The organism is Streptomyces sp. LE64, from assembly GCF_052606915.1.
Map to the genome: position 1 here is coordinate 3794988 of NZ_CP199708.1, position 12420 is coordinate 3807407.

The 12420-nt window shown below is 70.9% G+C and carries 15 protein-coding genes and 1 pseudogene; 12 read left to right on the forward strand and 4 right to left on the reverse strand.

The features are described from left to right. Positions 1-95: 95 nt before the first annotated feature. Both ACSMX9_RS17280 and ACSMX9_RS17285 read left to right on the forward strand, forming a co-directional pair. Positions 96-965, forward strand: coding sequence for a helix-turn-helix domain-containing protein (locus tag ACSMX9_RS17280; protein ID WP_445394993.1), 870 nt, complete (start codon positions 96-98; stop codon positions 963-965). A gap of 14 nt (positions 966-979) precedes the next feature. Then, a complete protein-coding gene (locus ACSMX9_RS17285) occupies positions 980-1177 on the forward strand; it encodes a DUF397 domain-containing protein (protein ID WP_445394994.1) in 198 nt (65 codons plus the stop codon). 133 nt (positions 1178-1310) lie between these two features. Here the strand turns inward: ACSMX9_RS17285 and ACSMX9_RS17290 are convergent, their stop codons facing one another. Then, positions 1311-1748 (reverse strand): hypothetical protein, encoded by a 438-nt coding sequence (locus ACSMX9_RS17290; RefSeq protein WP_445394995.1) that lies wholly within the window; start codon positions 1746-1748, stop codon positions 1311-1313. Between the two features lie 44 nt (positions 1749-1792). Continuing rightward, complete coding sequence (locus tag ACSMX9_RS17295) at positions 1793-1918, reverse strand: hypothetical protein (RefSeq protein ID WP_445394996.1); 126 nt, start codon at positions 1916-1918, stop codon at positions 1793-1795. Between the two features lie 54 nt (positions 1919-1972). Here ACSMX9_RS17295 and ACSMX9_RS17300 point away from each other — a divergent pair, with 54 nt between their 5' ends. The 5 genes and pseudogenes from ACSMX9_RS17300 to ACSMX9_RS17320 all read left to right on the forward strand — a co-directional run. After that, the gene (locus ACSMX9_RS17300; protein WP_445394997.1) at positions 1973-2515 is read left to right on the forward strand and encodes a DapH/DapD/GlmU-related protein; all 543 of its coding nucleotides are present in this window, start codon (positions 1973-1975) and stop codon (positions 2513-2515) included. 184 nt (positions 2516-2699) lie between these two features. Beyond that, on the forward strand, positions 2700-2972 hold the full coding sequence (gene tgmA, locus ACSMX9_RS17305) for a putative ATP-grasp-modified RiPP (protein WP_351245529.1): 273 nt from the start codon (positions 2700-2702) through the stop codon (positions 2970-2972). Beyond that, on the forward strand, positions 2972-3937 hold the full coding sequence (tgmB, locus tag ACSMX9_RS17310; RefSeq protein ID WP_445394998.1) for an ATP-grasp ribosomal peptide maturase: 966 nt from the start codon (positions 2972-2974) through the stop codon (positions 3935-3937). The genes tgmA and tgmB overlap by 1 nt, the downstream gene beginning before the upstream one ends. Continuing rightward, complete coding sequence (tgmC, locus tag ACSMX9_RS17315; protein WP_445394999.1) at positions 3934-5076, forward strand: ATP-grasp peptide maturase system methyltransferase; 1143 nt, start codon at positions 3934-3936, stop codon at positions 5074-5076. The genes tgmB and tgmC overlap by 4 nt, the downstream gene beginning before the upstream one ends. Before the next feature lie 4 nt (positions 5077-5080). Next, positions 5081-5248 (forward strand): annotated as a pseudogene (locus tag ACSMX9_RS17320) (DapH/DapD/GlmU-related protein); the annotation flags it as partial. Positions 5249-5262: 14 nt separating this feature from the next. Here the strand turns inward: ACSMX9_RS17320 and ACSMX9_RS17325 are convergent. Further along, on the reverse strand, positions 5263-6360 hold the full coding sequence (locus ACSMX9_RS17325; protein WP_445395000.1) for a serine/threonine dehydratase: 1098 nt from the start codon (positions 6358-6360) through the stop codon (positions 5263-5265). A gap of 69 nt (positions 6361-6429) precedes the next feature. On the opposite strand from ACSMX9_RS17325, the gene ACSMX9_RS17330 reads away from it, so the two are divergent. Both ACSMX9_RS17330 and ACSMX9_RS17335 read left to right on the forward strand, forming a co-directional pair. Beyond that, entirely contained in the window at positions 6430-6795 is a 366-nt protein-coding gene (locus tag ACSMX9_RS17330) for a hypothetical protein (protein WP_445395001.1), read from the forward strand. A 300-nt stretch (positions 6796-7095) separates the two neighbouring features. Beyond that, positions 7096-7284 carry a hypothetical protein gene (locus ACSMX9_RS17335; protein WP_351245515.1) on the forward strand — a complete coding sequence of 63 codons (189 nt, stop codon included), beginning with the start codon at positions 7096-7098 and terminating at the stop codon, positions 7282-7284. Between the two features lie 212 nt (positions 7285-7496). On the opposite strand, the gene ACSMX9_RS17340 is transcribed toward ACSMX9_RS17335, so the two are convergent. Then, positions 7497-7922, reverse strand: coding sequence for a cupin domain-containing protein (locus ACSMX9_RS17340; RefSeq protein ID WP_445395002.1), 426 nt, complete (start codon positions 7920-7922; stop codon positions 7497-7499). A 425-nt stretch (positions 7923-8347) separates the two neighbouring features. Between ACSMX9_RS17340 and ACSMX9_RS17345 the strand changes: the two genes are divergently transcribed. The 3 genes from ACSMX9_RS17345 to ACSMX9_RS17355 are packed head-to-tail and all read left to right on the forward strand — an operon-like array spanning position 8348 to position 12416. Then, positions 8348-8899 carry a toll/interleukin-1 receptor domain-containing protein gene (locus ACSMX9_RS17345; RefSeq protein ID WP_445395003.1) on the forward strand — a complete coding sequence of 184 codons (552 nt, stop codon included), beginning with the start codon at positions 8348-8350 and terminating at the stop codon, positions 8897-8899. After that, a complete protein-coding gene (locus ACSMX9_RS17350; RefSeq protein WP_445403014.1) occupies positions 8899-10341 on the forward strand; it encodes a TIR domain-containing protein in 1443 nt (480 codons plus the stop codon). The genes ACSMX9_RS17345 and ACSMX9_RS17350 overlap by 1 nt, the downstream gene beginning before the upstream one ends. Further along, entirely contained in the window at positions 10338-12416 is a 2079-nt protein-coding gene (locus ACSMX9_RS17355) for an SPFH domain-containing protein (protein ID WP_445395004.1), read from the forward strand. The genes ACSMX9_RS17350 and ACSMX9_RS17355 overlap by 4 nt, the downstream gene beginning before the upstream one ends. The last annotated feature ends 4 nt before the right edge of the window (positions 12417-12420 follow it).

The window sequence follows — 12420 nt, forward strand, 5'->3', positions numbered from 1 at the left end:
GACAAGGGGTGCCACACTGAGGGGCACGGCACTGACGAGCCCCCACAGGCACCATGGCGAGTACCGACAGGGCAGTCGGTGGAGAGGACAGCCTGATGGCGGCGAAACGGGGCGCGACGTTCCGGCGGCGCGAACTCGGCAAGGAAATCAGGAAGCTCCGGGAGAAGAAGGGGCTCACGATGCTGGAGGTCGCCAACGCCCTCGGCTTCTCGCACACCAAGCTCGCGCGGGTGGAGATCGGGGAGAACGACCTCCCCAGGGTGGCCGACCTGGAAGCGCTCCTGGACTTCTACGACAGCGACATGTCGCGCGAGGACCGCGAGATGCTGCTCAAGATGCATCGGGAGTCGTTGAGCAAGGAGCCGTGGATGCCCTACAAGGCGTTCATGCCCTCCAAGATGCCGACGTATCGGGGACTGGAGCTGGACGCCCGCAGCATGCGGGCCTTCCATCCGAGCTTTGTGTTCGGCCTGCTCCAGTCGGAGCGATACACCCGTGCGTTGTACTCCTTGGCCAAGCCGGTCGAGGAGACGACGTTCGAGTTCATCGAGCAGAACGTCCGGCTGCGGATGGAGCGCAAGGAACTCATCACCCGTTCCGAGGACCCGTTGGAGCTGCGGGTGATCATGGACGAGGCCGCGGTGCGTCGGATGGTGGCCGGGCCGGAGGTCATGCGCGAGCAGTACGAGGAGATCGTGGAGCTGTCGCGCCTGGACAACGTGACGGTCCAGATCCTTACCCATGACATCGTCACGTACCGCACGGACAGCAACTTCGTCATCCTCGACTTCTCCGAGGTGCTCGACCCCGTCGTACAGGTGGACACCTCGACCACCATCAGCGTGACGGACGAACGGCGCGAGGTCCAACGCAGCATCAGGCGCTTTGACGTGATGCGGGAGAGCGCGCTTCCCCCGGCGCACACCGCCGACTACCTGTACCGACGAGCAAGAGAGTGGGATTAGCCATCAGTACGTCCATGACTGTCCGGGACCACACGGCCGACCGGGTGTGGTTCACCTCCTCCTACAGCAACGACATGGGTGGGAACTGCGTCGAGGTGGCCCACCTCGGCGATCGCACCGGTGTCCGTGACACGAAGGACAGGTCCCGTCCGGCGATGTTCGTTCCGCACGACGCCTGGCGGGCCTTCGTCGGCTTCGCTGTGCGGGCGTAGCCACGGGTGGTGCGCGGCCGGGCAGAGGCCGCGCACCACCCCGTCCCGACTGCCCGCCGGCATCGGTTGTGGTCAACCCTCAGAGCCATGACGGGGACGAAGAAGCACCCTGACCAGGGCTGATGTGACGGCGTCACATCAGCCGGGCGAAGATCCTCGCGCCGTTCTGGAAGTGGACGGTGACTCCCTGGTTCCCTTCCCGCTCGCCCTCGCGAGTGGACCAGCGTTCGATGCTGGCGATCTCGGGGCTCTCGGTATGTGCCAGGGCCGCGGCGAACCAGGCTTCCGGGGCGTCGTCGGTCCGGGGCTCCGGGCCGATGGGTGCGGGGGTGCCGGTGACGGGGGCGTCGTCGAAGGAGTCGTGCTTGGCGCCCTCGGGGAGCTGCCCCACGAACTGCCACCGGGCCTCACGGGTCCCGGTCGTGATGACGATTCCCCGTGGATGCTGCTTGTCGCCGGCCTCGGCGAGGGTCTGGACCCGGCTGACGGTGGGCTGGTTCTTCACCAGGTCGATGACGAAGTCGGTGAAGCGGATGGGGCGCGTGTGTTCAAATCCCTTCGTAACAGCCACGCCAGTCTAGAAGTCGGGACGGGACCGAATCCGGCGTCTCGCGATCACCCGCCGGCGTCCACCGCCTCGCCGACGAACCGACGCAGGTGCGCCCGCCCGGCCTCGGGCCCGGGCGCCCCCGGCCCGTGCCAGGCGCCCTCGATCCGGGGCAGCGGCGTGACCCCAACCACCCGCAACCACACGGCGGTTTGCCGTCCGCCCGGGAAACCGGGAAGGATCGCGGCATGTTCAGCGACCGTCTGATGCCCATCCACAGTCCCGAGTTCCGGGCCATGGCCGAACGGGTCCGGCGGGTCACCGAACTCACCTCACGCCTCAACGTCCTGCCCTTCGACGACGAGGCGGGCCAGGCGGAGTTGTTCGAACAGATCCTCGGCAAGCCGCTGCCGCCGGGCGTCACGATCTATCCGCCCTTCTACACCGACCACGGCCTCCGGCTCGACCTCGCCGAGCGCGTGTTCATCAACCAGAACTGCACCTTCCTGGACTACGCCGGCATCCGGATCGCCCGGCGGGTGATGATCGGCCCGAAGGTCACGTTCATCACCAGCGGCCACCCGGTCGACCCCGAGGAACGGCGGCTGTACCTCACCGGTGCGCCCATCGACGTCGCTGAGAACGTGTGGATCGGGGCCGGTGCCACCGTCCTGCCCGGGGTCAGCATCGGTCGGGACGCGGTGGTCGCCGCCGGCGCGGTGGTCGCCGAGGACGTACCGGCGGCGAGTCTGGTGACCGGGGGCAAGGCGACCGTGCACCGGCGGTGGTGATCGAGCCCCGCCGATCAGGGCCGGGCGGGGCGTGAGGAGGAGGGATGCGCGCCCCTGTGGTTGGCGGTACACCCGGGCGCCCGCATCACGTCGAGGCGAACGCCCGCGTCGACCCCAAAGCGCTTTTAAAATCGGGATGTTGCCGCTATGGGACTCCCGATCGACGATTGGAGGCGCAGCACTCATGACGCAGAAGCTCGCACCCTGGGGCGTAGGGCGCATGGGGCCGTACGCGGATGCCGTCCCGGTGCCGCATCAGGTCCCGGTGATCGATCCGGACACGCAGATCGCTGTGATCGTGGACGACCGCGGACGTACGGTCGAACTCGGAGCGCACGGCACCAGCACCAACGGCCTGACGCCCACCACCACGATGCCGGGGGACGGTGCGGCCCCGGGTGGGGCCACCGACGCGGACTCCGCGGAGTCGTACGATCAGGACCAGAGTTCTGACTGATGGGCGATCCGCAGGGGTCGGTGTTGGTGTTGACCAACGTCCACGACGTGACGGCGGACCTCGTGCTGCGGCTCCTGGCCGAACGCCGGGTCCCCGTCGTCCGCTTGGACCCCGGAACCGATTTCCACGCCGGAGCTTCGCTGACCGTCAGGTACTCCGAGGGTTCTCAGCCGGGCGTTCTGCGTACGACGAGCCGTGCTCTCGACACGAGCGGAGTCCGGTCCGTCTGGGTACGCAGACCGTCCCCCTATGAGGGGCCGTCTGAACTAGACGGACAGGACCGCCGGTTCGCGGCGGACCAGTGCAGGTGGGGAGCCGGCGGAATTCTCGCTTCGCTCCCCGGCGCCCACTACCTCAACCATCCGTGGAACAACCGGAGCGCCGAGTTCAAACCTGCCCAACTGTCGGTCGCCCAGGGGTGCGGCTTCCTCCTGCCTGACACATTGATCACCAACGATCCTCGGGAAGCGCGGGAGTTCCTGGCCGACTCCCGGACCGCGATGGTCTACAAGCCGCTGTGGAGCACCCCGTACCGGGTGAACGGCCGACCGCACGCCGTCTGGGTCGAAGAGGTACGGTCGGCGGAGATCACCGAGGCGGTCTCCGCCTGCCCCCACCTGTTCCAAGCCAGGGTGGACAAGGTCTTCGACGTGCGGGTGACGGCGGTCGGGGAGAAGACGTTCGGAGTGCGGATCGACAGTCCAGACCTCGACTGGCGCCGCCGGCAGGACCGGATGGCATGCACGCCGATGGCCGTCCCCGATGAGGTCATACGCTCCGTAGGCGCATACCTGGAAGGGTTTCGCTTGGTGTACGGGGCCTTCGACTTCGCGGTGACCGCCGCCGGCGACTGGTACTTCCTGGAGTGCAACCCGAACGGCCAATGGGCGTGGCAGCCCGCCGAAACCACTGCGGCGATCGCCGAAGCCCTCGCCGACCGACTACAGAGAGGCCCCGACACGTGAGCACGTCGGCCCAACTCCGCGCAGCCCTGGCGGACCGGCTCGCCGAGGACGGTGCGTTCGCCCATCCGGCGTGGCGGGCATCCGTGGCGGCGGTTCCCCGCGAACTGTTCGCGGGGAGCTACTTCCTCCCGGTGGCGGGGAGCGAGCCCACCCGCTACCGCCCGGTGCGCGAGGGCGATCCCGGGTGGCTGGAGGGGGTCTACGCCGATCAGACCCTGGTCACCCAACTCGACGGCACCCTCCGGCCAGGGGACGTGACGGAGGGCACGGTGACGGGGGCGCCCTCGTCGTCGTCCACCCTGCCCTCCCTGGTGCTGGGCATGTGGGACCAGCTCGACGCGGCCCCCGACGACAGGGTGTTGGAGGTGGGGACGGGAACGGGCTACTCGACGGCCCTCGGGGCGCACCGCCTCGGGGACACCCGACTCACCAGCGTCGAGTACGACCCGGTGGTCGGCGAAGCCGCCGCAGCCGCGCTGAAGACGGCGGGGTTCGCCCCGCGCCTGATCGTCGGGGACGGACTGCGGGGCGACCCGGACGGAGGGCCGTACGACCGGCTCATCGCCACCTGCTCCGTCCGGTACCTCCCGTTGCCGTGGCTCCACCAGGTGCGGCCGGGCGGTCGGATTCTGGTGACCCTGTCCGGCTGGAGCTACGCCAACGCCCTCGCAGTGCTGGAGGTGACCGGCCCGGGGCAAGCCAAGGGCCGGTTCCTTCCCGGCTACACCAGCTTCATGATCGCCCGGCCGCACGACCGCCCGCCCCGCTCGACCCTGTCCCTGCTGCCCGGTGAGGAGCGTGCCACCCTGGTCGATCCGGCGGTGCTCGACACCTGGACCGGTGGTTGGGTCGCCCAACTCGCGGCCCCCGCCGCCGAACGCATGGGGGCGGGATCGGAACAGATCCTCTGGGACGTGTCCACCGGCTCGCAGGCCCGTACCGCACCCGCCCCCGACGGCGGCTGGACCGTCGTGCAGCGCGGCCCGGTGCCGCTGTGGGACGCGGTCGAAGAAGCGGTGCGTCGCTGGCAGGCCGCTGGAGGACCCCACCAGGAGGGCTTCGGGATCACCGTCTCCGCCCTCCGCCAGCGGGTGTGGCTCGGCTCGGAGGACGGCCCGGGCTGGAACCTGCCCGTCTGACGTGCCCATCGACGTCGCCGAGAACGTGTGGATCGGGGCCGGTGCCACCGTCCTGCCCGGGGTCAGCATCGGTCGGGACGCGGTGGTCGCCGCCGGCGCGGTCGTCGCCGACGACGTACCGGCGGCGAGCCTGGTGACCGGGGGCAAGGCGACCGTGCACCGGCGGTGGTGATCGAGCCCCGCCGATCAGGGCCGGGCGGCGGCTGACCGCACCAGGTCCGCCGGGTCGGTGTTGGCGCCGCACAGCACCACGGCGATCCGCTCGCCCTCGCGGGGCCGGTAGCCGCCGCTCGTCGCGGAGGCCCCGGGGTCGGCCGACGGCTCCCGCCCCGGGGCGGTGAGCCCGGCCAGGGCGGTGGCCGCCCCGTGCTCGACGACGAGACGGCGGTGGTCCCACAGGGCCTGCCGGGCCCGGACGATCTCCGCGTCCGGGACCAGCACGGAACGGACGTCGCCCTGCTGCGCCGCGGCCAGGGCGGCGGCGGAGGCGCGGCGGGCGCCGAGCGAGTCGGCGGCGACCGAGTCGACCGGGACGTCGACCGGGCGGCCGGCCTCGACGGCGGCGTGCAGGGCACGGGAGCGCTCGGGTTCCACGGCGACGGTGCGGATGCCGTGGTGCCGCGCGGCGGTGGCCACCCCGGCGAACAGTCCGCCGCCGCCGACCGCGACGACCACCGTGTCCAGGTCGGGCACCTGCCGGTGGATCTCCTCCAGCAGGGTCCCGGCGCCGGCGGCGATCAGCGGGTGGTCGTAGGCGTGCGAGGTGAGCGCGCCACTGGTGGCGGCGTACTCCTCGCAGGCGGCGAGGGCCTCGGCGTACTCGGTGCCGATGAGCCGGACCTCGGCGCCGTACTCGCGGAGCCGCGCCACCTTGACCGCCGGGGCGGTGCGGGGCAGGAAGACGGTCGCCCGGACGTGCTGCTGCCCGGCCGCCCAGGCGCAGGCCAGCCCGGCGTTGCCGCCCGAGGCGATGGTCACTCCCGCGTCCGGCAGGGTGCCCGCCTCCCGGTGGGCCCGGAGGAAGTTCTGCGCGCCGCGGGCCTTGAAGCTGCCGGTGTGCTGCATCGACTCCAGCGCGAGCCACACCCCGCCCGGTCGCCCCGCCCCGTCCGCGTCGAACCCGTGGCGGGCGGCGGTGACCTCGCCCGGATCGGTCGGGGTCAGGGCGACGGGTCGGACGCGTCCGGCGATCCGGTGGGCTGCGGCCTCGACGTCGCCGTAGGTGAGCTGGTGCACGGTGCTGCTCCTGCGGAGAGGGGGTGGACGGGTCCCATCGTCGCCCATCGGCGGCGGCCGGCACCCGGCGCCCCGGGCGGGACAGCGGCGGAGACCGGCTGCGGCACCATGGTCGGCATGCAGAGACGATCGGAGCGGCAGCGGAACGCGTCCCGCCTCTGGCGGGAGCACTGCCGCGCCCCCTTCCCCGCCGGCCTCCGCGGCACCGTGCTCGGGGGAACGGACCTGGTGCTGCTCGACGCCGACGTCGCCGGCTGCGTCTCCACCTGGCTGGGCGACCGCGGAACCCTCGACCCGGGGCGCACCCGCATCCTGCGGCGGTGCGTCAAGGAGCTGGACCGGGTCCTCCCCGAGCTGACCGGGTCGGCGGAGATCCGGTACTACGGGCGTCTGCGTCGGCTCGCCCTCCTCGTGCTGACGGCGGCGGAGGACGTCACCGGCGGCACCCCGGGGGTCCTTCGGGAAGGGGACGGGACGCGGTGATCGCCCGATCCGCGGCGGTGAACCGGCCCGTCCTCCGGTTTCGAGGCATGGAATTCTTCAACGCCCCCCGCTAGGCTTCGTGTTGCTCATTCGAGAGACCAATAGAGCGCTGGCGACGTGTCCGATGGGGGGCAGTGCTCCCATCTCGATACGCAGTGAGCGCCATGAGTCTCTAATCGTCGCAGAGCCTCAGCAAGCCATCGAAGTCGGTGGTCGAGCTGAGGCTGCCTGCCGACTGGTCGACCACCCTGGTGAAGGGATCGACCCGTGAGGCTCTCTTTTCCCGTTCGGGTGCTCCTCGTGCTCCTGTCCTTCGTGTCCTCGCTGCTGGTGGCAGTGGTGGCGGGGGTGCTTTCGCGCGAGACAGGAGCGACGGTGGCCGGTGCGACGCTGTACGGAGGCGGCGCCTTCGTCGCCTGGATGACGCTGAGCATCACCGTGTTGACGGCGCTCGGCCTCTTCGCGCAACAAGCGCATTCCGGCGAGTAGCCGCCGTCCGACGACCGGGAGCGCGGCGAGGGACGCTGGTCCTCCCCGTCGGGCGTGCGGTCGAGCAGGGGTTCCGTGGAGTGCGCCGCCGTGGCGCGCGGTCGATCCGTCCGCGCGCCACGCGGGTGCGGTGCGGGCGGAAGCGCTCACTGGCCGCCGGGCCCGACGGGCCGGGGCGACCGCCCCGCCGGGCCCGGCGGACGCCCCGGCCCCTACGCCTCCGGGAGCGTCGCCTCCGTCAGCCGGTACAGCCCGGGCAGCGGCACCTTGACGGGCTCCTGGGTGGTGCGGGCGATCACCACGACCACGGGCTCCTCCGGGTCCGGGTTCTCCTCGCGGTGCGGGACGAACGGCGGCACGAGGACGAAGTCCCCCGGGCCCGCGGCGATCCGCACCTCCTGGGTGCCGTCGTGGAAGACGAACACGGGGTGCCCGCTGACCACGTAGATCCCCGCCTCGGAGTCGCCGTGGTGGTGGTCGTCCGTCGCGCTGAGCGGGGGGTTCTCCACCAGGCCCATCCAGAGTCGGCGCGAGCCCACGGTGCTGCCGCTGAGCGCGGTGTGGCCGTCCAACTCGCCGGCGCGGACGTGGCGGACGCGGTCGTTCAGCGGTTCGGGTGCATGCGCGGGGGCGGTCATGGCGGGAGCCTCCTCGGGATCGGCGGTCGCTCTCCGGTACGGACACCAGGTTGGGTCCCAGCCGGCAGGGACAGCAAGCACGATTGCCGGAGCGGCAAACCGTGCGCCGTGCGGGGTCGAACGCTCCCGCCCGCCGGACGAACCGTCCTACCGGCCGCTCGTCGGCTTCGGCAGTCATATCCCTTTAACGGAATTTGATATTCCTGAACGCTTCCCTTCGTTGGGTGATCGAACCTCCTCCGTTTTCTGATTCAGCGATGCGTGAGGAGCGGCCCGAGGGGGATGCGGGCGATGTGCGTGCGGAGGCGGGAACGGCCCGGAAGGGCAGGCAAATGCCCCTGTCATGCGGTGGGGGAAATCCGATCGGTTCGGTCGACCGACGGAAGGACTGCGGAACCCGTGGCTCCTCCACTAGGCTTTTCGGCATGGGTCTTGAGGGGTGGGGGTTGGTGGTCGGCGTCGTCTCCGCGGTCGCGGCGGTCGTCCCGATCTGCATCGAGTTGTACGGCCGATTCACCCGGGGAAGGACCTCCGCCCCCGCCCCGCCGGTCGTGAATCCGGGCGGTGAATACGACGTGTTCGTTTCCTACGCCGAGGCGGACCGCGGAACGGCGGAAACACTGGCCGACCGACTGCACGCCGAAGGGCTGCGTGTCTTTCTCGCCGAATGGATCGGCCCCGGTCTCGTGGAGAGCCTGGAAAAGGAAGCGGCCCTGAACGCCTCGACCAACGGAATCCTCGTCTTCAGTGCCACGACCATGAACGACACCGCGATCCGCGACGAGTACGCCGCGCTGATCGGCCGGGCGCACACCGGCGGTCGACTGTTCGTCCCCGTACTGGTGGAGGACGTGGAACTACCGCCCTTCGCCCGCATCCGCCGGCCGGTGGACCTACGGGAGCCGGGCAGCACGCGGTTCGACCAGGGACTCGCCGCGCTGGTGCGGTCCTTGCAGCCCCGGAGTGATGCCACCTGATCGACGTCTTCCTCTCCTACCCCCACGAGGACGCCGGGTGGGTCCGCGAGCTGGCCGGCGCCCTCGCCCGCCGCGGGCTGAGGGTCTTCTTCGACGAGTGGGACGTCCTCCCCGGCGACGTGGTCGTCCACCGCACCGACCGTGCGATCGACGAGACCGCGTGCGCCATCGTGGTCATCAGCCCGGCAACCACCACGTCACCGCGCGCCCTCGACGAATACGCGGCCCTGGCCACGGCCGGAGCCATGCGGAACCTACGGTTCATCCCCGTACTGATCGGCGGCGCCGACCCCCCGCCCTTCGCCGCCAGCCGGGTCTGGCGCGACTTCAGCAACGTGGACGAACGGGAGTACGAGAGCAAGGTCGAGGACCTCTGCGCGGCCATCCTGGGGGAGACGGCACCGGAGGCACCGGCCGCCGCCCCCGGTACACCGCCGCTGCACGCGGAGAACCTGGCCGCGGCGCTGCCCTCGGCCCCCCGCCCCCTCACCGCGCCGGACCGACCCGCCCTGGTGCTCTGCCACGCCCGGGCCGACACGGCGTACGGACTGGCGCTCGCCGCCCAACTGCGGACCGCGGGGCTGTCCGTCTGGTCGGCCGCCGACCTGCGGCCCGGGGACCCCCAGTTCTGGACCGTCCGGCGGCAACTGGCCTTCGCCACGGCCGTGGTGGTGCTGATGTCACCGCACTCCCAGGACTCCGACGACATCACCAGCATGATCCTCGAAGGAATGCTGCACCAGCGGCCCTTCTTCCCGATCCTGCTGGAAGGACGACGCAACTACCACCTGGCCCACACCTGGTACGTCGACGCACGGGACGGTCGGCTGCTGGGCCCGGACGAACTCGACCTGCTGAGGGAACTGTGCACCGGGGCGGACCCCGGCCGCCCGGAAGCCCCCGCCCCGGTGTTCCCGGCCCCGCCCGCCGGACCGGCGGTGGGGGCGGTACGGGTGCCGCTGGGCGCCTCCCTCGAACGTCTGGGCGGCTACCTGAGCGCCGGGGAGTTCGCCCACGCCGACCTCCAGACCACCGCCGTCGTCCTGGAAGCGGCGGGTCGGGTCGCCGAGGGGTGGGTGGGCGCCCGACACATGCGCGGCCTCCCCACCGAGGTACTGGCCGGCATCGACGCGGTGTGGGCCGACCACACGCACGGGAGGCAGGGGCTGCGCGCCCAGGCGGCGCTGGCCCCGGTGCGGCGGGCGCGGCACGCGGACTTCCTCGGGCTCTCGGTGGCCTGCGGCTGGCGCGGCTCCCCGGACGCCCCCGTGCCGGCGAGCTACGGCGAGTTCGTCGGACTGGCGGGTCCGGGCCCTCGCACGGGCTTCTTCCCCACCCTGCGCCACCCGCAGAACGAACGCTTCCTCGACTGGTACGACCAGTGGACCGCCACCGTGCTCGCCGTCCATCTGCGGTCCCGGAACGAAAGGGGCGGCAAGTGAACCTGGCCGTCTTCGTGATTGCGTTCCTCGTGACCGGAAGCCTCGGCAACGTGGACGGGAAGTACCTGCCGGTGCTCCTGTTCGGCATCGCCGTCCTGGTCCGCCGCTTCGTCCGCCTCCAGCGCCTGAGCCGGGAACGGGGCGAGGAACTGAAGGGCGGCGGCTGCGTGGAGTGGGGCCTGCTGATGTCCCTGATCCCCCTGACCGGCAAGGAGTTCGCAGAGTTGGACCTCCATCCCCTCACCCTCGTCCTGGGCGTCCTCCTGGTCGCCGTGCTGGTGCTCGTCGCCCTCCTGGCCTGGCGCGGCTACGTCACCGTTCCCCCCGGTCACGTCGGGATCGTGAGCCGCATCCGGGGCGCCAGCGATCCGGAGTTCCGGCACATCACCCCGCACGACACCCGGGGGATCCTGGCGCGCACCCTGCTCCCGGACCGTTCCCGATGGCTGATGCCCTTGACGTACGAGGTCGAATTCGTGCCCCGGACGGAAGTGGCCGAGGGGAAGATCGGAGTGGTCACGGCCAAGGCGGGGAGGACCCGACCGGCGAACCGTGCCGTGGCCCGGTCCGTGGCGTGCGACCACTTCCAGGACGGCCAGGCGTTCCTGCTGGGCGGCGGGGAACAGGGCAAGCAGGTCGACACGCTGGCCCACGGCCAGACCTACGACATCAACACCAGGCTCTTCGAGGTCGAGCAGGTGGACCGCGTCCTCGTCCCCAAGGGCACCATCGGTCTGGTGAGCGCGAGGACGGGCGGGAACAGGCCGACCGTCAGCACCTTCGGCCCGCACGTGGAGTGCGACAACTTCCAGGACGGCGCCCGGTTCCTCGAAGGCGGCGGCGCGCAGGGAACCCAGTTGGCCGTTCTGAAGGGGGACGCGTCCTACGACATCAACCCGGCGCTGTTCAACGTCATCACGACCGACAACGCCTATCAGAACGGCCAGGGGCTGATGCCCTACCACCTCAACCAGGTCTACATCCCTCCCGGCTACACCGGTGTGGTGATCACTCTGGACGGTGCCGAGCAGGAGTCGTCCGACCGGCTCGGGCCGCGCGTTCCCGGACACCAGGGATTCCAACTCCCCTGGGTGTTCCTCCAGAACGGTGGTTGGCGGGGGGTGCAGGAGGAGACCCTCCGCGAAGGCACCCGCTGTGACCTCAACCCGTACTTCGTCTACGTCGTCCTGATCCCGACGCGCATCCTCGTCCTGGAATGGAACGACAAGACCCCGGAGGAGTCCCGGAACTACGACGTGCACCTGGAGCGGATCGTGGTCACCGTCCAGGGCTACCGGCTGTTCGTGGAGATGAGCCAGACGCTACAGATCCGGCCGGAGTCCGCGCCCACCCTGGTCAGCAGGAACGGCACCCGGGACCTGGCCGCCCTCGGCGGCCTCGACACGGACCCGGTGCCCGTCCAGCGGTTCGTGGAACGGGTGCTGGGCGCCCTGGTCGTCTCGTACTTCAGCGGGATCGCCGCCGCCTCCACCATCAAGGAGTTCCTGGAGACCTACGCCGAGACCCGGACCGACCTGTCCGCGCAGGTGAAGAGGGCGCTGAACGAATGGGGAGTGGACGCCAGGGGCACCACCCTCGGGGAGTTCCGGGCCGAGGACCCGATGCTCAACGAGGAACTCAAGAGGCCGGCCCACGAACAGTTGCAGGGCGAGGTCCTCGACCTGCAACTGGCCAACGCGGAACGCGAGGACGCCATCGACCAGGTCCGCGTGGAGGCCGAGAAGCGGCGGTTGAGGATGGACATCGAGGCTCGGGTCGGGGTGCTGGGAATCGACTACTACATGGTGCTGGCGATGCTCCAGGAGATCACCAAGGCGCCCGTTCCCCAGTACCTCAGCGGCAGCGACATCTCCGCCTACCTGGAGACCCAGCCGATGGCGCGGCTGATGGACCTGTTGGACAAGGTGAAGGGTCTGAAGAGGGAAGCGGCCGTCGAGCCAGGTGCGGCACGCCCCTCGCTGACCGAAGGGGACGCCCCGCAGGCCGCCGCCCCGGCCCGGGACACCCCGGAACCGGGGGGCGCCTCCCCGGACGCCCCGGGAGGCGCCGGGTAGGGGC

What these genes read in the sequence shown, in the direction of transcription:
- ACSMX9_RS17280 (WP_445394993.1), top strand. Translation starts at nt 96, where the DNA reads ATGGCGGCGAAACGGGGCGCGACGTTCCGGCGGCGCGAACTCGGCAAG.
- ACSMX9_RS17325 (WP_445395000.1), bottom strand. Translation starts at nt 6,360, where the DNA reads ATGGGCGACGATGGGACCCGTCCACCCCCTCTCCGCAGGAGCAGCACC.
- ACSMX9_RS17330 (WP_445395001.1), top strand. Translation starts at nt 6,430, where the DNA reads ATGCAGAGACGATCGGAGCGGCAGCGGAACGCGTCCCGCCTCTGGCGG.
- ACSMX9_RS17285 (WP_445394994.1), top strand. Translation starts at nt 980, where the DNA reads ATGACTGTCCGGGACCACACGGCCGACCGGGTGTGGTTCACCTCCTCC.
- tgmB (WP_445394998.1), top strand. Translation starts at nt 2,972, where the DNA reads ATGGGCGATCCGCAGGGGTCGGTGTTGGTGTTGACCAACGTCCACGAC.
- ACSMX9_RS17300 (WP_445394997.1), top strand. Translation starts at nt 1,973, where the DNA reads ATGTTCAGCGACCGTCTGATGCCCATCCACAGTCCCGAGTTCCGGGCC.
- tgmA (WP_351245529.1), top strand. Translation starts at nt 2,700, where the DNA reads ATGACGCAGAAGCTCGCACCCTGGGGCGTAGGGCGCATGGGGCCGTAC.
- ACSMX9_RS17340 (WP_445395002.1), bottom strand. Translation starts at nt 7,922, where the DNA reads ATGACCGCCCCCGCGCATGCACCCGAACCGCTGAACGACCGCGTCCGC.
- ACSMX9_RS17345 (WP_445395003.1), top strand. Translation starts at nt 8,348, where the DNA reads ATGGGTCTTGAGGGGTGGGGGTTGGTGGTCGGCGTCGTCTCCGCGGTC.